This is a genomic window from Algoriphagus sp. PAP.12 (assembly GCF_026652115.1).
GTDB lineage: Bacteria > Bacteroidota > Bacteroidia > Cytophagales > Cyclobacteriaceae > Algoriphagus.
Map to the genome: position 1 here is coordinate 58,393 of NZ_JAPPSQ010000015.1, position 21,629 is coordinate 80,021.

15 protein-coding genes are annotated in these 21,629 nt (G+C 38.9%); 8 read left to right on the top strand and 7 right to left on the bottom strand.

From position 1 onward, the window contains the following. Positions 1–41: 41 nt before the first annotated feature. The 7 genes from O0V13_RS16440 to mtaB all read right to left on the bottom strand — a co-directional run bounded on the left by O0V13_RS16440 (position 42) and on the right by mtaB (position 8,876). A complete protein-coding gene (locus tag O0V13_RS16440; RefSeq protein WP_268036065.1) occupies positions 42–2,696 on the bottom strand; it encodes a DUF7133 domain-containing protein in 2,655 nt (884 codons plus the stop codon). 187 nt (positions 2,697–2,883) lie between these two features. After that, entirely contained in the window at positions 2,884–3,258 is a 375-nt protein-coding gene (locus O0V13_RS16445) for a nuclear transport factor 2 family protein (RefSeq protein ID WP_268036066.1), read from the bottom strand. A gap of 83 nt (positions 3,259–3,341) precedes the next feature. Continuing rightward, positions 3,342–4,154, bottom strand: coding sequence for a DUF4349 domain-containing protein (locus O0V13_RS16450; protein WP_268036067.1), 813 nt, complete (start codon positions 4,152–4,154; stop codon positions 3,342–3,344). 92 nt (positions 4,155–4,246) lie between these two features. Continuing rightward, a complete protein-coding gene (locus O0V13_RS16455; RefSeq protein ID WP_268036068.1) occupies positions 4,247–4,684 on the bottom strand; it encodes a GNAT family N-acetyltransferase in 438 nt (145 codons plus the stop codon). A gap of 89 nt (positions 4,685–4,773) precedes the next feature. Further along, entirely contained in the window at positions 4,774–5,373 is a 600-nt protein-coding gene (locus O0V13_RS16460) for a GNAT family N-acetyltransferase (protein WP_268036069.1), read from the bottom strand. 3 nt (positions 5,374–5,376) lie between these two features. Further along, the gene (locus O0V13_RS16465; RefSeq protein WP_268036070.1) at positions 5,377–7,392 is read right to left on the bottom strand and encodes an alpha-amylase family glycosyl hydrolase; all 2,016 of its coding nucleotides are present in this window, start codon (positions 7,390–7,392) and stop codon (positions 5,377–5,379) included. Between the two features lie 164 nt (positions 7,393–7,556). Next, positions 7,557–8,876, bottom strand: a complete 1,320-nt coding sequence (gene mtaB / locus O0V13_RS16470; RefSeq protein ID WP_268036071.1) for a tRNA (N(6)-L-threonylcarbamoyladenosine(37)-C(2))-methylthiotransferase MtaB — start codon at positions 8,874–8,876, stop codon at positions 7,557–7,559. Between the two features lie 233 nt (positions 8,877–9,109). On the opposite strand from mtaB, the gene O0V13_RS16475 reads away from it, so the two are divergent. The 8 genes from O0V13_RS16475 (at position 9,110) to O0V13_RS16510 (ending at position 21,494) form a co-directional block, all read left to right on the top strand. Further along, a complete protein-coding gene (locus O0V13_RS16475) occupies positions 9,110–11,272 on the top strand; it encodes a glutamine synthetase III family protein (protein WP_268036072.1) in 2,163 nt (720 codons plus the stop codon). A 523-nt stretch (positions 11,273–11,795) separates the two neighbouring features. Next, a complete protein-coding gene (locus O0V13_RS16480; RefSeq protein WP_268036073.1) occupies positions 11,796–14,867 on the top strand; it encodes a SusC/RagA family TonB-linked outer membrane protein in 3,072 nt (1,023 codons plus the stop codon). Between the two features lie 2 nt (positions 14,868–14,869). Further along, positions 14,870–16,465 carry a SusD/RagB family nutrient-binding outer membrane lipoprotein gene (locus tag O0V13_RS16485; RefSeq protein ID WP_268036074.1) on the top strand — a complete coding sequence of 532 codons (1,596 nt, stop codon included), beginning with the start codon at positions 14,870–14,872 and terminating at the stop codon, positions 16,463–16,465. Positions 16,466–16,543: 78 nt separating this feature from the next. Then, positions 16,544–17,416, top strand: a complete 873-nt coding sequence (locus O0V13_RS16490; protein ID WP_268036075.1) for an ROK family protein — start codon at positions 16,544–16,546, stop codon at positions 17,414–17,416. Beyond that, a complete protein-coding gene (locus tag O0V13_RS16495) occupies positions 17,406–19,253 on the top strand; it encodes an FAD-dependent oxidoreductase (protein ID WP_268036076.1) in 1,848 nt (615 codons plus the stop codon). The genes O0V13_RS16490 and O0V13_RS16495 overlap by 11 nt, the downstream gene beginning before the upstream one ends. A 67-nt stretch (positions 19,254–19,320) precedes the next feature. Further along, a complete protein-coding gene (locus tag O0V13_RS16500) occupies positions 19,321–19,524 on the top strand; it encodes a hypothetical protein (RefSeq protein ID WP_268036077.1) in 204 nt (67 codons plus the stop codon). Between the two features lie 10 nt (positions 19,525–19,534). Beyond that, positions 19,535–20,083, top strand: a complete 549-nt coding sequence (locus O0V13_RS16505) for an RNA polymerase sigma factor (RefSeq protein ID WP_073570649.1) — start codon at positions 19,535–19,537, stop codon at positions 20,081–20,083. Beyond that, positions 20,070–21,494 carry an outer membrane beta-barrel protein gene (locus O0V13_RS16510; RefSeq protein ID WP_268036078.1) on the top strand — a complete coding sequence of 475 codons (1,425 nt, stop codon included), beginning with the start codon at positions 20,070–20,072 and terminating at the stop codon, positions 21,492–21,494. Before O0V13_RS16505 ends, O0V13_RS16510 begins: the two co-directional genes overlap by 14 nt. The last annotated feature ends 135 nt before the right edge of the window (positions 21,495–21,629 follow it).

Sequence of the window (21,629 nt, forward strand, 5' to 3'; positions counted from 1 at the left end):
CTTCCCATTTGGAAGGCCTTTTTAAACAATTTCTAATTTAATTATTTCTGAGACTGAAGGTAAGAAACCAAGGAAGCTAACTCCTCATAAGAAAGAGAATTTGCCAATCCCGGAGGCATCATAGAGTTTTCCAACTCTTTTCTTTCCTTGATGTCACTTTTGCTCAATTTGGTCGGGTTACCTGCAATGTCTTGAAGAACAATTTCATTTGCATTTTCTCCGGTTACAAAGCCCATGTAGGTTTTACCATCATTTGTTTGAACTTGAACTGTTGCAAAACCTTGAGAAATGGAAGCATTAGGCTTCAAGATAGATTCTGTTATCTGAGAACGGTTCATGATGGATCCAATCTGACCCATGAATGGACCTTTCAATGGCTGACCTTTTTCGACACTATGGCAAGCCACGCATCCTTGGCTGGTGAATAGCGCTTTTCCTTTCACTGGATCACCTTGGATGTTTTCTACCGCAATGATCACATCTTCGATTGATGCTTCACCCACCTGACCTTTTTTGTTTTTGATGGACTCAAGGTCAATGGTATTTTCTACAACAGTCAATTCAGAGGCTCCATCACCGAATTCGGTAATATCCATTCTGTTTTTCTCATTCAAATCTGCGAAGTACATTTTGCCGGCAGCATCTTCCAAACCATTCCATTCTTCCATCAAGAATGCCTTGATTTTTGGAGACTCAGACCAATCTACAGCCTTATAGTAAGGACCATGTGTGTCAGGACGAGTTCCCCACCACCAATCGCCAGCGTAAGGAGCTTCTTCTTTATATAATCTTGAAATAGTTGAAAGGATTTCAACTTTCAATGCCTTGTCCTCTGTGTTTTTATAGGCCTCGATCAAACCATCCACAGCTTTTGGATCATGCATGTATTTCAATGCCCAAAGAGCCAATTTGGAATGGTCAGAGCCAATTGCATCTACAGCTGCATCTACAGCGCCGATTTCTACCAATGATTGAACTGCGATATGAGGAAGTACAATTGCTGAATTTGGAGTAGCATGTGGTCCTTCTGTTCCTTTTTCTGGTTCTACGAAGGAGCTTGGAACTGCCACTGCAAGAAGCGCTTCAGCTGCTTCTGGGTTACCGATTCTACCTAAACCAACGATTGCTGCGGATTTCACTCGATCATTAGGGTCAGTGACGCCTTCTACAAATGGGTCTAAAGGAACACCTTGAAGACATGTCTTACGATCAGCCAAAGCACGTAATGCGAATTCTCTGATTTTATCCTCTTCGGTTAAGCTTAAAAGTTCACCATTTCCGTCAGTACAAGTCGCCTGAGCATACGTATAAATACCAGCAACTCGTGCTTCCAGAGGCAAGTTTTTATCCAAAGCAACTCTCAAGGCAATTTTACCTGCTTCTTGAGGGAATCTAGCCAATAGTTCTTGCTGAGCTGCCAATCTTGCCACAGAGCTTTGCGTTTTCAACTGTTCGCCTAATTCTTCGGCACTTGCAGCTTTCAAATCGATGAAAGGCTCAAAAACAAATCCTTTTGGCTCTACTTTGACTACATATCCTTTGTCTGGAGAACCATTATATCCAGCTCCATCCCAAGCAGCAAGGAACATTCTACCACTTGCATCTACATCGATATCGGTGATTTGAGGCAATTTGATAAACTCCTCAACGTCCTGAGTAAAGCTTGGTCCATCCATGGTAACACGGTGGATATACAGTTGACTTCTACCCCAATCTGCCATCATTGGCGTGTGGTTGTATTTGGCCGGCCATCTGTAATCATCCATGAAGTAACTACCGGTACCTGAACCACCTCCGACATCAACTAATGCAGGGATGATTTCATTGGTGAAGTTTTTGAAATAGTTTGGATATCCGAATTCACCAGACTGCGTGTAATGGATAAATCTAACATTCCATCCACCACCGTCATTGGTATTCCCTCTGGTATAGATGTTCATAAATGGATCAATCGCCACATCATAGATGTTTCTTGTTCCATGCGCATAGACTTCCATTTCTGTTCCATCAGGACGAACTCTCACGATTCCTCCGCCCAGCATGGTCATTTTTTTACCAGTTCGGTCGGTTGCTTCATGGAAACCAAAGTCTCCAACAGCGATATAAATCCAACCATCTATCCCCATTCTGATTCCATTGGTTGCATGGTCAGTTCCTCTGGAAGTCAATGGCTCTAAAGAGCAAATATTTTTAATCAATGGCTGAGATGGGCCGTCCGCAACTCCGTCATTGTCTTTGTCTTCAAAAACAACCAAGTCCATTCCTGTCGCGATACCGGTTTCTTCAGAGAAGACAGTATGCAAAACAAAGACTTGATCTCTCATGGCAATAATACCTCGAGGATTATCCACTTTGGCAAAAGTGGTGTGGGAGTCTAGTGTTCCATCATTATCAGCATCAATCAATTTAACGATGCTTCCTTTTCCTGGAGTTTTTCCCAAAGAGCCAATCATATCTACACCCACGAAGACTTCTCCATTGGCTGAAACTGCCAAAGCAGCTGGGCTTGGTACCAAATCAGGTCCTGCGAGATTGGTAAATACCAAATCGGTACTATCTGTGGTTGAGGTGATGTCTGAATTGAAATAGGACTTCAATTCAGTAAAATCTGCTGTTTTAGGTTTGTTGTTACCCGTACAAGCAAAAGCAAGTAATGCTGCTCCGGCCAGAAGGGTGTTAGGTTTGAACTTAAGCATTGAAACAGAAAAGTAATTGAATAAATATTGAATTGTCTATCAACAAATATATCGGAATCCTAGGGCAAGAGACTAATTATTGGGGATTGCTTTTCCTTTTCGGCGAAAAAAATGGATGAATGGACCAATCGTATGAACGTTTGAGCATGATTAGTTACTTTAAAAACAATAAATAGCCCATACTTAGTTAAATTTTTTGAACATAGGAGCTGATCGACTGTACTTTTTTAAATGAAGCACTAGAGAAAATGTAGAAATCTGCAAATCCATAAATGACTCCATCTTTCATTTTCATTTTGCCATTCACAGCTGCGGTTTTACCGTGTGTGATTACCTGAAATATTTCAAGTTCAGATGCAGAATTCGAAATCATTTGTCTGAGTGCATCTAAGAATTCCTTCTTTCCAACTATCGCATCATCTCCAACCAAAGTCCAACTGATATCTTCTGCAAGGTATGGTTCAACAGTCTTAAGATCGTAGCTTACAAAAGCTGCTGTTAGGTCAAGTATTAGTTGATTTTTAGGTGAATTTCCGCAATCTGAAGGAATATTGATTTTCATTCTGGACCGATTTTTAGAGTTCTCTTGAATTTAGCCAACAATTCCGACATCAATCCAAGGTTGACAGCATTTTATTAAATCAATTACTTTTTCTTCTTTTTTGAATACCAGAATATACCTAAAACCATCCCGATGAGAATCAAAATAAAAGGCCAAATATTGGTCAAGATTACAAAGAAGTAGATGAAATTATTCCAGCCATTGACGAAGCCATTCTTAAATTTTTTCCCAAACTCATTTTCTCTAGCTGACCTCTGAATTAATGTGAGAGTCAGAGTTGAAAAAGTAACTCTGTTTTTCAGATAATTTAATCTTCCTTCGATGGATTCTATTTCTGATCTGAGTTGGGCAATTTGTCGCTCAATTTCTAGCATGTCACTGACGCTATTGGCCTTTTTCAAAAGCTCCAAATAACGTGTTTCCAATTCTTTTTTGGTCTTTAGTCTTGCTTGGACATCCAAAAACTCCTCCGTTACATCTTTAACATTGATCTCTTTGGATTCGAATTTTTCTACACCCTGTGTGGCCTCATTGAGGAATGCATCAAAATTTTCTGATGGGATTCTAACTGTAATAGTATTTCTAAATTCTTCTGAATAATTGAATTCTTCATCCAAAGAGATGTAGGCTTTGTACTTGGTGACTGCCTGTAAAATCTTGTCCCTGGAAGCATTTATGTTAGATGTTTCAAAGCTTACACGACCTTCCGTGATGAGTTTTCTTTCAATTTGATCAGGTTCAGGTTCTTCTGATTCTGGACTTGGCGCCATTACCGGCGCTTCAGAGTAGTCAGAGACTCCCTCTTCGCTAGCATAATTGAATGAACCTGAATTCCCTGAACAACTCAGAATCGTAAATAGGAAAATGACGTAAAAATTTTTTGCAAAATAGATCATGGGCACCCAGATTGTTGAATATCAAGCAAACGTAAAGTCTATTATTCTATTGGGGTAACCTGTTGATTTTTAACCTTTTTTATAATTTGATCTTAAGGAGTTTTTGTCCAAAGCCAAGCATCTCCGATTTCATGGTCTTGGACAATTTCGGTAAAGACAAAACCATTCTTTTCCAAAATGCGCGTGGAAGCGTTTTTATCAGGGGCTGTTTTAGCAATGATATTAATTTCGGGATTCTCTTCTAAAGCGATTTCAATTAGGCTTTTACAAGCAAATGTGGCAATTCCTTTTCCTTCAAATTCTTCAAAAGTCCAATAGGCCAGTTCCACTGTTCTATCTTGAGGTTTACCTGTAAAACCGCAACTACCTACCAATTTTTGCTGATCCAAAATTGCATATCCGACCCATGGTGGATTAAATCCAATGATAGGATAGTAGCCTGCATAGATTTCCAAAAGTTGTCTTCCTTTCGGATTATTAAAAATTTCAGATTGAGAGTCAATTGATGGTTCGATAATATGGAGTCTCATCTTTCTTGGGTTTGGGTTGAAATGATGAGAAAAATAGGCTCTTTCAGTGGATGGAAGACCAAAATAGAGTTGATTTATTGATTTTTAGTCTACGTTAATTTATTCCCCAATTCTGATTTTACCTGATTTTCCCATTCATTTTTCAAAATACTCAAAAGGACAGCATCGGTTCTTCCATTTCCGTTCAGGGAAGGGAATATCCCGCGGAAAACTCCTTCTTTTTTGCAGCCAACACTTTGCATCGCAGTGATGCTTCTGAGATTTTCAGAATAGGCAGCAAGACCGATTCGTTCGGCTCCCATTATTTCGAAAGCAAATTGAAAAAGTAAATATTTGCAATGTTTGTTGATACCCGTTCCTCTAAATTTTTCACCATACCAGGTATAGCCCAATCGTATAGATTGGATGTTGGGTGAGATTTCACAATACCTTGTACATCCCGCAAATTGGCCGGTCAGTTTGTCAAAGACAATGAAGGGATACTCCTTTTGATTATGCCTTTGGTTGATAGCTCCTGCGATATAGACTCTCAGATTTTGCTCTCCATCTCCTTTAATAAAGGAGTATTTCCAGATATCCGGTTCATTTGCGATTTCTAATAAATCAGCGACATGCTCTATTTTTAAAGGGCTTAATCTGACTCTATCATCTTCAAGGATATATTCTTTGTTGAAGTCAAAATCAAACATGGATCAATCCGTTTTTTTCAAGACAATGGCTACTCTATTCGGGACATATATATGGATGTTCGATTTTTCGTCCGTTGAATAGGTTGTTTTCTTGTCCAGTCTTTCGAATCCACCAAATTTTTTATCATCAGATTCTAAGATGATTTTGTAATCTCCTTGGTTTGGTAATGGAATAGGAAACCCGAAATAAGATTCAGTAGGGTGAAAGGAAAAAACAAAAACCAGATCGGCCCTTTGATAGGCCAATATTTTTTTGTCTGGATCCAAATACAATTGAATTGCCGGAGATGAAGCCGGGATTTTATATTCCATCGCCAACTGAATCATCGCCTTATCCCACGCATTCAACTGTTGGTATCGTAGGTGCTCAGTATCTACCAATGACCATTGTCTTCGGGCATATTGATAGCTCCAGTTATTTCCTTCTCGAGGAAAATCTACCCATTCTGGATGGCCAAATTCATTTCCGATGAAATTTAGGTAGCCTTCACCACCTAAAGTGAGAGTGATCAGTCTAATTATTTTATGAAGAGAGATTCCTCGGTCAATCGTCAGATTTTGCTGAAGAACAGACATTGAAAAGTACATTTCTTTGTCCATCAACCAGAAGGCAATGCTTTTGTCTCCTACAAGTGCCTGATCATGACTTTCGGCATAAGCGATTGATTTTTCCTTGGCTGGACGATTGGTGAGTTCATGCCAGATTTCAAACATGTCCCATTCCTCATCTTTTTTATGCTTGAGAGTTTTAATCCAAAAGTCCGGAATCCCCATGGCTAGCCTGAAGTCAAAACCTAGCCCTCCATCATCAACTTGGCGGCAAAGTCCAGGCATTCCGCTCACTTCTTCTGCGATCGAAATTGCCTCTGGCTTCACTTCATGGATAACAGTGTTTGCCAATTGGAAATATAATAAAGCATCTTCATCTACTCCCTCATTGAAGTAACTTTCAGCCCTGTCAAATCCTGCATGACCATGATGCTTATAAAGCATGGATGTGGCTCCATCAAAGCGAAAACCGTCAAAATGAAACTCGTCCAACCAATACCGGATATTGGAAAGCAAGAATTGCTGAACTTCCCATTTGCCGTAATCAAACAATTTGGAATCCCAGCCTTCATGGTATCCTCTTTCACCTGGATGAAAATATTGATGATTGCTTCCATCAAATTCATTAAGACCTTCATTGACATTTTTCACAGCGTGAGAATGAACTATATCCATGATGACAGCTATCCCCATGGAATGTGCTGTGTCAATCAGGGCTTTTAATTCCTCAGGTGTCCCAAATCGGGAAGAAGGCGCAAAAAAGTTGGAGACATGATATCCAAAAGAGCCATAATAGGGATGTTCCATTACTGCCATGAGCTGAATGGCATTGTATCCACCAGCTTTGATTCTGGGCAAAATTTCGTCAGTGAATTCTTGATAGGTTCCGACGCCTTCTTTTTCTAATGCCATTCCCACATGACACTCATATATTAAAGGCATCTGGGTAGAGGGGGATGGATCAAAGTTTTGATCTTTCCATTGATAGGGAGTTTCAGGAAACCAAAGCTGACCTGAAAAGTCGTGGGATGTTTCATCCTGGACTACTCGGGTAATGTAGGCTGGGATCCTGTCCAAAGCTGATCCGTTTTCCCCAACTACATGAACTTTGATCTTGCTTTCATGGATAAAGCTGTCTTTGTAATCATGATAGGGGAGGAAAATTTCCCAATCTCCTCTTCGATTTTTTTTCAAAGGATGTGAGTACCGGTCCCAATTATTGAAATCTCCCATGAGAAAAAGTTGCTGGGCTGCGGGAGCCCATTCACGATATGTCCAACCTTTTCGGATAGGCTCATAGTGCACACCATAGTATTGATGGAAATTGGCAAATTCCAAAATACTCCCAAACTCATTTTCAATATGAAATTTAGCAGAGTGGAATCGGTCGATTCTTGCCTGGACAGCCTTTTCAAAGCCCTCCAGCCAAGGTTCGTCTTTAATTAAAACAGGAATGTTTTTTTTACTCACAAAAATTGAATTTTACCTCTGTTGAATTTATGAAAAATTGACAGGAATGAAATCGAGTAGTCTTAAATCTTTAAAAGATTCTTTTCTCAATACAATAAACAGGATTAAATGAAAAAAGGAAACAGAGTCAATTCCATTTCCTTTTCTTATTGATTTAGATTATTTCAGTGTTTCTCGTAGATGAATTCTGGTTCTAAAACCTCAACATTTCCTGAATCATTGATATAATCCAAGGTGACCTGCTTCGTTTCGTTGATTAGCATGGGGTCATATTTGGCAGCCACTCTGATGTAATTTTCTGTAAAGCCGTGCATTTTGCCATCTTCGACATCTTCCTCAAATAAGACCGTGTAGGTTTTGCCAAGATTCTCTTCATAAAACTTCCTTCTTTTCTTTTCAGAAAGGATTCTCAGCATTTTGGATCTTTCGTTTCGCTTTTTCATAGGAACGACTCCATCCATTTCAGTTGCTCGGGTATTGGCTCTTTCAGAATAGGTAAAGACGTGGAGATAAGAAATGTCAAGTTCATTGAGGAAATTGTAAGTCTCCAAGAAAAGCTCATCTGTTTCACCTGGGAAACCAACAATCACATCTACTCCGATACAAGCCTGAGGCATCAAGGTTTTGATCTTGGAAACTCTATCTTCATAAAGCTCCCTCAAGTATCTTCTTCCCATTCTCCTTAATATAGTATTGGATCCAGATTGAAGAGGAACGTGGAAGTGAGGTACAAATCTTTGGGACTGGGATGCGAAAGTGATGATTTCGTTTGTAAGCAAATTTGGTTCGATAGAAGAGATTCTGAATCGATCAATACCTTCTACATTATCTAACGCGAATACCAAATCAGCAAAACGCTCATTTCTTTTTCCTTCCACAATTCCAAAGTCCCCGATGTTTACTCCGGTCAACACCACTTCTTTAACATCTGTTGCAGCGATTTCTCTTGCTGACTCCAATACTGACTCAATGGTGTTACTTCGGCTTTTGCCTCTAGCCAAAGGAATAGTACAGAATGCACATCCATAATTACAGCCATCCTGAACTTTTAGAAATGTCCTGGTTCTGTCATTAATTGAATATGCATTATTAAAAGATTTGGCTTCGGTAATTTCACTGGCAAGGACTTTGGATTCTTGCTCCTTTGCAAAGTCTCCCAAAAGTTCGATCAGTCGGAATTTTTCAGCAGCTCCCAAGACCGCATCAACTCCTTTGATATCGGAAATCTCTTTTGGCTTGAGTTGAGCATAGCAGCCAATAATAGCGACATAAGAATTAGGGGAGATCTTTTTGGCCTCCTTGACGATCTTCTTACATTTTTTATCAGCATTTTCGGTTACCGAGCAGGTGTTTATGATGAAGATGTCTGGATTTTCCTGAAAATCGACTTTCTGAAACCCTTTTTCTTCAAATTGTCTGCTAATGGTGGATGTTTCTGAGAAGTTCAGCTTACAACCGAGCGTATAAAAGGCTACCTTTTTCACAAATTTCCTTCTGATTTTGAGATTGCAAAGGTAATCAAACTTGTTTTGTTTTCAATTTTCCAATAATCAAGGTGAAAAGGCTACTTTTTTCGGTAGATGGGTCGAAAAACACTATGTTTTTTTGAAAAAAGTGTAAAAATTTGAAAAAAATAGCTCAAAAATCGATCAAAAGCTTTTTAAAACAAGTATTTTTCTATTTTTGCTAGTGTAAATTTAAACCGCAAATTGTAGATATGGCAACACTAAGACAGCAAGCCTTGGGAATTGTTCAGGCTAGACCGCGAGTGAAAGTCACTCCGCCTTCTCCAAAAATTTCAGACTTCTTCGGTACTAACGTATTTGGTACTGACCAAATGAAGCAGTCTTTGGCGCCTTCAGTTTTTAAAAAGGTGATGGAAGCTATCGATAAGGGTAGCAAGATTGATGTACAGACAGCAGAGGAGGTAGCATCTGCAGTGAAAACTTGGGCTTTGTCTAAAGGTGTAACCCATTACACACACTGGTTCCAACCATTGACGGGTTCTACTGCAGAAAAGCACGATTCATTCTTCGATGCGCATGCAGGGTTAGAGAAATTCAAAGGTTCTGCATTGGTTCAGCAAGAACCAGATGCATCTTCTTTCCCTAACGGTGGGATTCGTTCCACTTTTGAGGCTAGAGGTTATACTGCTTGGGATCCTTCTTCACCAATCTTTATTTTTGACAATACACTTTGTATTCCAACTATCTTCGTTTCCTATACGGGAGAGGCATTGGATTACAAAACTCCATTGTTGAAATCTTTGGAAGCTGTGAATGATGCGGCTGTTCAAATTTGTCAATTATTTGATAGAAATGTTCGCAAAGTGACTCCGTCTCTTGGTGTTGAGCAAGAATACTTTGTGATTGATAAAGCTCTTTTCAATGCTCGTCCTGACTTGGTAATGGCGGGTAGATCAGTTTTTGGTCACAATCCTGCGAGAGGCCAGCAATTGGAAGATCATTACTTTGGTTCTATTCCTACCAGAGTAAAAGATTTCATGGTAGATTTTGAAATCGAAGCACATAAATTGGGTATTCCAGTTTCTACTCGTCACAACGAGGTAGCTCCTGGTCAATTTGAAGTAGCTCCGGTATTCGAAGAAATCAACAAAGCGGTTGACCACAACCAATTGTTGATGGACATGATGGATAAAGTGGCTGAAAGACATGGATTGAAAGTGTTGTTCCACGAAAAGCCTTTCGCTGGAGTTAACGGATCGGGTAAGCACAACAACTGGTCTTTGATCACTGATACTGGTGTTAACCTTTTCCAGCCTAGCAATTCTGCAAGAGAAAATCTTCAGTTCTTGACTTTCTTGGTTGCTACTATCAAGGCGGTTTATGATAACGCTGATTTGCTTAGAGCAAGTATCGCATCTGCTGGCAATGATTTCAGATTGGGTGCTAACGAAGCTCCTCCAGCAATTATCTCAGTATTCTTGGGCGAAACTTTGACTGGAGTATTGGATGAGTTGGAGAAAAATGGAAACATCAAAATCGAAAAAGGTGATAACATGTATATGAAATTGGGTATCTCTAAGATTCCTGAAATCATTTTGGATAACACTGATAGAAATAGAACTTCTCCTTTTGCTTTCACAGGTAATAAATTCGAATTCAGAGCCGTAGGTTCTAATTCAAACTGTGCAGGACCAATGTCAACTTTGAACGTGATCGTTGCAGAGGCATTGAGAATTATGGCCAAAGATATCGAGAAAGAAATCGAAGCTGGTAAGGAAAAGAAAATCGCCATTGTTAATGTATTGAGAAAATACATCAAGGATTCTAAAAAAGTAAGATTCGAAGGAGATGGTTATTCTGAAGAATGGGAAAAAGAGGCTGCTAAAAGAGGTCTTTCCAACTTGAAGTCCACTCCAGAAGCTTTGGATGTATATGCAACAAAAGCTACGAAAGAGATTTTCGAAAGGCACAATGTGATGAATGGATTGGAAGTACATGCTCGTCATGAAATCCAGTTGGAAAACTTCATCATGAAGGTTCAGATTGAAGCTCGCGTTATGGGTGATTTGGCTTTGAATCATGTGATTCCTACTGCGATTCTTTATCAAAACAAAGTAATCCAAAACGCTAACGGATTGAAGGGACTTGGTTTGGATCATTCTGCGGCAGTTGAGACTATCAAGGAAGTTTCAAAGCATATTGAATCATTGAAATCCAATGTGACAGCAATGATTGATGCTAGAAAGAAATTGAATAAAGAAGAAGATGTTGTTAAGAGAGCTAAAGGTTACCAAAAAGAGGTGAAAGAGGCTTACTTCGACAAAATCAGATATGCTGTAGATAAATTGGAGCTATTGGTAGACGATGAGTCTTGGCCATTAGTGAAGTATCGTGAGATGCTTTTTATCCGATAAAAATACCGCTAGAAATTTAATGAAAGCCACTCCAAAATGGGGTGGCTTTTTTTTATTGTAAAAAACAAAATACATAGTTTGAAATTTTTGAATTAATTCCTTAGATTTCTAGTTGGTGTCGAATTAAAATAGATGAAGTGATTCTGTCAATAACTTTTTTTGTTGCTTTAAAAATCCTAAAAATTATTTTTTAGAATTAGTAATTTTTATTTAATCAAAATAAAGTACTAATGATTATATCTTTTTTAAAAAAATTAAAAAAGTTTAATTTTCAATGAGAAAAAAATATTAAATATCTTTTGATTGATTTTAGGAATTTTTAGATTTACCAAATCAGATATTGTAAACGGTCCGATTTTCAGGATTATTCATGGTAAATCGGTAAGTCTTTCGAGATAATTTTGAGACCAATTATTCTTTGTAATTTATTTTCTATGAGGGAAATTTTACACCCAATTCAAGCTCAAGTTTCCAAGACCTTGGAAACAAATTTTAATTCAATTCAAACCTTTATTTACCAGCTATGAGAAAAGTTTTATCAATTGCTTTTACTCTGGTTATGCTGATCTGTGTTGTCAATTTGACACAGGCTCAGACTAGGATTGTCAAAGGTGTTGTAACTGCCTCTCCGGATGGCTTGCCAATGCCGGGAGTTACAATCTTGGACAAATCCAACCAGACAGGGACTACCACCAATGTGGACGGTGAGTATTCCATTACTGTGGGACCAAATTCTGTTTTGGTTTTTTCGTTTATCGGTTATTCCTCTCAGGAAGTAACTGTAGGTAACCAATCTGAAATCAACATTAATCTGGAAGAAGATGCAAGTGAACTTTCAGAAGTTGTGGTGACTGCATTGGGTATCAGTAAAGAAAAAGAAAAATTGGGATACTCGCTTACTGAAGTAGGGAGCGAAACCATGACTAAAGCTCGTGAAACCAACGTAGCAAACTCCTTAGCTGGCCGTGTAGCTGGTTTGGTTGTGAAAGGTACTAACTCTGGTCCAGGTGGAACTTCTAAAATCACTTTGAGAGGTACTCCAAGTATCAATGGTACAGGGTCTCCTTTATACGTAATCAATGGAGTGCCAATGGATAACACCCAAAGAGGATCTGCTGGTCAGTGGGGTGGTAGTGATAACGGTGATGGTATCGGTAACCTTTCTCCTGATGATATTGAAACTATGACCGTATTGAAAGGCCAGGCGGCTTCTGCTTTGTATGGTACAAGAGCTTCAAATGGTGTGATTTTGATCACTACCAAATCAGGTAAAAAAGGTGGCGAATGGTCAGCTAGTTATAACTTGAACTATATGGTGGAAAATCCAGTTGATTTTACTGATTTCCAAAATCAATATGGTCAAGGTACCGGCGGTCAGAGACCAACTACTGCAACGGATGCTCAAACTACAGGTCGATTGGCTTGGGGTGAAAGAATGGGAGGTACAGTGATTGGATTTGATGGAAATCAGTATCCATATGAGCCGACTAGTGATGGTTACCTTGATTTTTATAGAACAGGTTCCAATTTTACAAACACAGTTTCTGTCTCTAAAGGTTTGGGAACAGATGGTTCTTTCAGAATGTCCGTTTCGAATCTAGATTCAAAATCAATTGTTCCTAACAGTGGAATGGATCGATTGAGTTTGAACTTGAATGTAGATCAAAACATCACTGATAAATTGAATGTGACTGCTATGGTTAATTACATTGATCAGAAGTCAACTAACATTCCATTCTTGAGTGATGGTCCTAAGAACCCAAACAACTTCTTGTTCTTGGCACCAAATATTTCTCAGAGCATTTTTGCACCAGGTTACAATACTGACACTGGAGCTGAGACTGTATTTAGTGATGATATTTATGTGACTAACCCTTATTTCATTGTAAATCAAGGAATCAATGATTTGGGTAGAAAGAGAACAATTTCAGCATTATCTACCAAGTATAGCTTTACCAAAGATATCTATGCAATGGTTAGAATCGGTAATGACGTTTCTAATGATGATTTCTATAGCATTGATCCTTATGGATTGGCTTATTCTGCAAACCTTCAAGGTAACTTAAACTCTAGAGGTCAATCTGCTAGATCTGAATTAAATATTGATGGTATTTTTGGAGCAAAAGTTGATTTGACTGAAGGATTGGTACTAGACGCATTGGTAGGCGGTAACATCCGTAAAAATAAATTTGAATCAGTAAGTGTAGGTGGTAGCCGATTTGTGTTGCCTTACTTATATTCTCCATTCAACGTTGAAGCATTCTCAAGAGGATATTCTTATTCTCAATTAGAAGTTCATTCTGGATTCTACTCATTGGATTTTGGAATCAAGGATTTCTTGACACTATCTACCACAGGTCGATATGATGTTTATAGTACTTTGACTAGTCCGGTTTCTAGTGACAACAGCATTTTCTCTCCATCTGTATCTATGGCATTCTTGTTTGATCAATTCTTGAATATGCCTGCTATGGATTTTGGTAAGTTGAGAGCATCTTATGCTGTAACAAGTGGTGACCCAGGAGTGGCATATAGTAATCAATTCTATTATTCTTCTGCAAACTCTTATGCTGGAGTGCCAGCTGGTTCTTCTCCAACCTCTCTTCCTAACTTGTTCTTGAAGCCATTTACTACTGATGAAATTGAAATCGGTTTGGACATGAATTTCTTCAACAATAGATTAGGTTTGGATATGGCTTATTATACCAAGACTACTCACAACGAGATTATGAATGCAAGTTTGAGTATTGCTTCTGGTTTTAACAGTGCTGTTGTGGCAACTGGCTCCATCCAGAACAAAGGTTTGGAAGTATTATTAACTGGTAAGCCAATTCAAACTGCAGACTTCACCTGGACTACTTCTTTCAACTTGACAAAAGTGAAAAATGAAGTACTTAGCACAGATGAGAATAACAACCCTGTGAATTTGGGACAGAATAGAGCGACTCTTGGTAATGCTGTTACTGCTTATGTAGTAGGAGAGCCTGGTCCTCAAATCAGAGCTTATGATTATCAGTATAATGCTGATGGAAGTATTGTTGTTGATGAAGCTGGCCTTCCAGTTAGAGGTGATTTGATCAATATGGGTACAGTTCTTCCTACTCTATATGGAGGTTGGAATAACGAATTTAACTACAAAGGTGTTTCTTTCTCATTCTTGATTGATTACAACTATGGTAACAAGGTACTTTCTGCAACTGAATTCTACTCTACTTTCAGAGGTTTGAACCAAGTGACTTTGGAAGGAAGAGAGTCTGGTGTTACAAATGGTGGAGTAACAGCACCTGCTGAAGACTACTATAAAGCATTGGCTCAAAATATCACAAGAACTTCTGTTGTTGATGGTGATTTTATCAAATTGAGACAATTGACTTTAGGATATTCTCTTCCAGCTAGCTGGTTTGGAAATACTCCAGTGATCAAAGGGTTGGATATCTCTTTTGTAGCTAGAAACTTGGCTATTTTGATGAGAAAAGCTAAGAACATTGATCCAGAAGCAAGCTTTGGTTCAAATATCAACTATACGGGTATTGAAGGAACTTCCCTTCCAAGTACAAGATCTTTCGGTTTCAACCTGAACTTTAAACTGAACTAATTATGAAAAAATATATAAGCATATTGTTATCAGGATTGCTTCTGACTGCTTCCAGTTGTGATGGAGACTTTGCTGATATCAATACCAACCCAAATAGTGCAGGTTCAAATGTATTTGATCCGAATCTGATTTTACCAACTGTTTCCTATAACTACGGAAATATGATGACTGGATATACCGGTGCTATCTTATTCCAAAGTATGTGGGTTCAGGTGATGGCTTCCACCTCTACTGGCGGTGCAAACTACTATTCCAATGCAGATAAATATGTGGCATCAGGAAGTACAAACAGCTATATCCAAAGTGTTTGGAATGATGGGTTTTCTTCAGCATCTCGAACTTATCAGATGCAAAAGTTGGCTGGTGAAAAAGGTTTCTCCAACCTTCAAGCAGTAGGTACAATTTGGAAGGTTTTGACACTTTCATTCGTGTCTGATGTTTATGGAGATATTCCTTACTCTGAAGCACTAAAAGCTGAAGATGGAATTACAACACCAGTTTATGATTCTCAGTCAGCTGCTTATTCTGCTATGCTTTCTGATTTGGAAAATGCTATTTCTTCAATTACTGATTCAGGTGATGCTATCAAAAATGATGTTTTGTATGGCGGGGATAAGAGCAAATGGAGAAAATTGGGTTATTCACTTATGTTGAGAATGGCCATGAGGTTAGTGGATGTTGATCCTTCTACTGCTCAAACTTATGTTTCCAAAGCAATTGCAGGGGGTGTTTTCGCATCTCCAGCTGATGAAGCGGTATTGGTTTCTGATCAGAATAATGGATATTCTAATTCAAGTGCAAATGCATTAAATGTTACTGATGACGTTTACGAAGTAAGATGGTCGAATCATTTGATTGATTTCTTGAAATCGACAGATGATCCAAGATTGTCTATTGTGGCAGAAGTTCCTGCTGCAGGTCTTGCTGCAAACAGAAGTGCTGCTTCTGGAAATAATGACCCTTCAGTTCAAATTGGTTTGCCAAACGGATATGATTTAAAAGGAGGAAGTACTGATGTTTCTAATGAGCCTAATTATCCAGGTCCTACCGGTTCTGGTGATGATGTTGCTCCAATTGGTGCGTATTCAAGACCTACAGCAATCTATAGAGATAGAAACGCTCCTGTATTCATTTTGACTTATGCAGAGATCCAATTGCTATTGGCAGATGCTGCAGCAAGAGGTTATAGCGTCCCAGGATCCGCATCTAGCTATTATGCAGCTGGTGTTGAGGGAGCTTTAGTTTCTATTGGTAAATTTGGAGGAGGAAGCGTATCTGCTTCTGCTGCTTCTGCTTTTGCTTCTGCAAATCCGTTGGATACTAGCAGTGAAGCCGCTTCTTTGAAAATGATCAACGAGCAGATCTGGGCAACTACTGGTTTATTTGCAAATTTTGTTGAATCTTGGAATAACTGGAAAAGATCCGGCTATCCTGAATTGACTCCAGTAAATTATACTGGTAATTTCTCAGGAGGTCAAATCCCAACCAGACAATTGTATCCTGCTTCTGAAAGTACCACAAATCCAAATGGACTTGCAGGTGGTGTTTCTTCTATGGGTGGAGATACTTGGACTACAAAAATGTGGTGGGATAAATAATTTCGCCTAAACAATATCTAATAAATAGGGCTTTGGAATTTTCCAAAGCCCTATTTTTATGATCTTAACTTTATACAAATGATCATAGGAGTTGATATCGGGGGATCTCATATTTCTGCAGCTGAAATTTTAGTTAATGAAACTGGGGTTTCTCTTGGTAGGAGAGCAGATGATTCAGTTGACACAGCCAAAGATGCAATTGATATAATCAAAGATTGGGTCGAGGTGATTCGAGCAGTTTCGCTTGGTTCTAAAGACCTTCAAATAGGAATAGCCATGCCAGGCCCCTATGATTATGAAAATGGAATTTCCTTGATCTCCGAACAGGGGAAAATGAAGGCCTTATATGGTCTTTCAGTTAAAAAATTATTGGCTGAATCTCTCTGCATTCCTTTAAATCAAATCAGTTTTACCAATGATGCTGAGGCATTTTTGAAAGGGGAAGTTTTTTCAGGTGTAGGAAAGGGATTTACAAATACGCTTGGTTTGACCTTAGGAACAGGCCTTGGGTCTGCAATTCATGTAGATGATGTGGTGAAAGATGCCAAACTTTGGACTGCTCCTTTTCGGGAAGGAATTGCGGAAGATTACCTAGGTACTGCTTGGTTTTTAGAATTTGTCCAAATGGAGTTTGATTTAGTTATAAAAGGTGTAAAAGACCTAACTTCACCCGATTTTGATCAAAATATCTCTTCCCAAGTATTTGAAGAATTTGGTAAAACTTTAGGAGAGTTTTTGTTTCCTTATGTGATAAGACTCCAAACTCAGCTAGTAGTTCTAGGTGGGAAAATATCAAATGCAAGCTCCTTGTTTTTACCTTCTACCATTGATTATTTGAAAAATAATGGAGTAAATCTTTCCTTAAAAAAATCCTCTTTAGGTGAGGATTCAGCTTTAATAGGTGCATGTGAACCCTTTTTAAAAATGATAATTAATCTCAATGAAATTTAAACTCATGTTCTTTTTGGCCATGGTAATTGGTCAGTCCCTTATTGCTCAAGAAAAGTTTGATTTGATCATCATAGGAGGAGGAGCAAGTGGAACTGCAGCCGGGATAACAGCAGGTAGAATGGGAGCAAAAACTTTGATCGTAGAATCTACCCCTTGGCTTGGAGGAATGCTTACTTCAGCTGGTGTTTCTGCCATTGATGGAAACCACAGACTTCCTTCTGGGATTTGGGGAGAATTTAGAGATAGTTTGGTTGCACATTATGGTTCTCAACAAGCCATGGCTACAGGTTGGGTTTCTAATACACTTTTTGAACCACATGTAGGGAATGAAATTTTTCAATCTATCAGCCAATCAGTTTCTAGTCTGACGGTTTCTTTTCAAAGTGAGTGGAAAGAGGCAAAATATTCTGAAGGGATTTGGAATATTACTTTTCATAAGGATGGGAAAATAATTAATGTATCAGCTCCTATTCTAATTGACGCCACAGAAATGGGAGATGTAGCTGCCTCAGTTGGACTACCATATCGCCTTGGGATGGATGCAAGGGATGAGGTAGGAGAGGAGTTTGCACCTGAAATTTCCAATGATATTATTCAGGACTTGACTTATGTGGTGACTCTTCAGGATTTTGGAATGGGCTCTGATAAGACAATTCCGAGACCTGAAAATTACGATCCGGCGGAATTCGCCTGTGCCTGTGCACACGCCGATCCCATCTCTGATAATGATCCCACTTTGGATTGTGGGAAAATGATCGACTATGGTAAACTTCCCAATGGTAAATACATGATTAATTGGCCGAATTGCGGGAATGATTATTATGTGAATTTGGTGGAGCTGAGTCCTGAGGAAAGAGAGATTGAATTAGAAAAAGCAAAACAAGCCAGTTTGCGATTCGTGTATTATATCCAACATGAGCTGGGATATAAAAACTTGGGAATCGCCGAAGAAGAATTTCCAACTGAGGATCATCTCCCTATGATTCCATATCACCGTGAGTCTCGGAGATTTCATGGCTTAGTTGATTTCACATTACCTTTTGTAAGAACTCCATATGAAGCTCAAAGCCCTCTGTATAGAACAGGTGTAGTGGTCGGGGATTATACGATTGATCACCATCATAAGAAAAATCTGGATGCCCCGGCAATCGATTTTATCAAAATTCGGGTTCCTTCCTATAATGTTCCATTAGGGGCTTTAATTCCAGCAAATCATCCCGCATTAATACTTGCAGAGAAAAGTATTTCAGTTTCCAATATTGTCAATGGGGCATCACGGCTTCAGCCTGTTGTTTTGGGAATTGGGCAGGCTGCAGGAGTTTTGGGAGCTTTGGCTTCTTCCAAAAAACTACCTTTAGACCAGGTTTCCATACGCGATGTTCAGCAGATCCTTTTGGACCAAAAAGGATTTATCATGCCATTTTTGGATATGAATCCAACTGACAAGCATTTTCAGGCCATGCAAAAGATTGGTGCCACAGGAATTCTAAAAGGTGAAGGGGTCCCTTATCTCTGGGCAAACCAAACTTGGTTTTATCCTGAAAGATTGGTAACTGAATACGAACTGGTTTCCGGTTTGAAAACTTATTATTCCCAATTGGATGGAAATTGGGGTGCTTCTGGAGATTATTTGACTTTGGAAAAGCTTGAGCAGTTTTTGAAAATAATTGACCCTAAATTGACTTGGGAGGGTTTGTTGAAAATTGCAGACTCAGAAGGTTTGGTTATTGATTTTTCTGCGGATAGAAAATTGACCAGGGAAGAAGTTTCTGTTTTATTGGATAGCATTTTGGACCCTTTTTCGATTCCGATTGATTGGGATGGCTCTATTAAATAATTCAGGTTTATTTTAATTTTTCCTGTAGCGCTCTGAATTTTCCTCTCGTCTCCCTTAAAAAAGAAACATGGGATTATTTTTTCGAGGGATATTATTACTGTTCTTTTGCAGCTTCGCCATCCAGGCAGGCAAAGAGTTGAGTCTGGATACGAAAGAAAAGGATAGTGTAATGCATCCCTTGAAGGATAGTAAACCTTGTTCTGAAATAGAAAATCGAAACCTGCTTCAAGGGATGAAGCGTTTGAATACAGACAAACCAGGAATTAAGTAATTCTACAGTATTGAATTGGTCTGACAAAGAACTGATCGACGGTTGCAAACGTCGGTCTGCCAAACATGAGGAATATTTTTTCAAAAAATACTATGGCTATGTCATGGGGATAAGTCTGTCCTATGCAAAGGACAGAGATTTGGCTCAGGAAATTGTCAACGATTCATTCATGAAGTTTTTCGGTTCGATAAAATCCTTTGAGGAGTTTCAGTCTGTCAAGTCTTGGCTTCGGAGGATCACAGTCAATACAGCCATTGATTTCTATAGGAAGAATAAAAAAATCCGAGAACAATTAGAAATCAACGAACAAACGGAAGTTTTTCATGAAGTCAATGCCCTAGGGGATTTGGCTTATGAAAATCTGATAGCAATCTTGGATCAGCTGCCTGATGATCAGAAGCTGGTATTCAACCTCTACGAAGTAGAGGGTTACAGTCATAAAGAAATAGCGGGAAAACTCAATATCACCGAAAGTTCCTCCCGCGTGTACCTAGCTCGTGCAAAAGCAAAACTTCGCAAGCTAGTTCATACTCATTTAAAAGAATATGCAGGAAGATAAGCTAAGCAAACAGATAGCCGACTCCCTGAAAAAATATCAGGAAAGCCAGTCCCAACCCTACGATGAAGGAGCATGGGAGAACTTTGATCGAAGTCGAAAGGCAGGAAATAGGCAGGTGTTCTTTCGATGGGCAAGTGGAGTAGCGGCGACGCTATTACTCTTGGCTGCGGTATATTTTATTGCTGATACCACAGAAAGACTACAGGAAGATCAATTGTTGACAGAGGAAATTGGACAAACTCAAAGTGACACTGCTAAGGAGGAGAGTCCTTCTTCACAGAAATCAAAAGGATCCCCAACTGAACCTTCCTATCAAAATGATAAGGGAGATGAAATTTCGTTGCCATTTGAAAGTCAAAAAAGTGAAGCCAACTCAAAGGTGTTTGAAAACACAGTTGCAGAAAACTTAAAATCTAAATCAGAAAATGGAACCAACTCTTTGGAAGAAGCACCTGCGATTCCATCCAAAAAAGAGGATATGGGTAAAGCCAAAAATCAAACGGCAGTGAACTCTGGTAAGGAGGAAAATGTCAATTCTAACAATACTGAGAAGGAAGAAGTGTTGGAAGTTGAAAAAGCGATTGCTCAAATAGAAGAGAAGCCAGTTCAGGAAAAAACAGAGGTAACTAGCGGAGAACTTCAAACATCATTAGTTCCTGAAAAGCCAAAAACAGAAGAGACAACCCCTTTGATTGCTTGGAAAGAAGAATCAGAAATTAAGGAAATTCCGAAAGAAAAATCGGATTGGACTTTTGGAGTGGGCTTAGCACCTGGTTATGGAGCGAGTCAACAAAATGGAGCCAATGTTTCAAGTTCATCTTTGGGCTTGGGACTTTCTGTGGATTTAGAATTGCCTGGTAAAATAACATTGGGATCAGGTTTGGGGTACAATTTGCTAAATCAACAAAATGAAGCCTCTATGGTACTCAATGCTGACTATTCGAATGCATTTGCAGCAAATGTGGCTCCTCCAAGCACAGAAACTGTTGTGGTTCGACAGTCTCAAGTGGAAATTCCGATTTATGTGAAGTACCCAATAACTCGGTCTCAATCCATAGCTATTCAAGCTGGATTTTCGAATTTCTATGCTTTTAAACAAAAAGCTGAGCTAAAGACTACTTTTTCCCGACAAGTTACATTGAATCAGATTAGCTCTAGTGGATATAGTACCTATACAACAATGAATGAAAATGTAGTTCAAAGTAGATCTTTAGATGCTGTAGAAAGTAAATTCTATCCTTTTGCAACCATGAATTTTGGTTTGAATCTTAGACTTTTGCAATCGGAAAAAACGAGCTACTTCCTAATGCCATTTTACAATTATCCTTTAACTCAGTTCACTGGTTTTGGGGATAATCCTGGATTTGTGGGTGCTTCTTTCAAAGTGAATTTTGGAGGTGGAAATAAGTGATTTAGTTCTATTGAAAGAAATTGCAAGACCAACTATTCTAAAGTACCAATGGCTGTTTCTGAAATGAGGCAGCCTTTTTCTATTCTGGCCAATCGTTTTCCCTTTTAATGAATTAGCTGGATCAAATCACTTTAC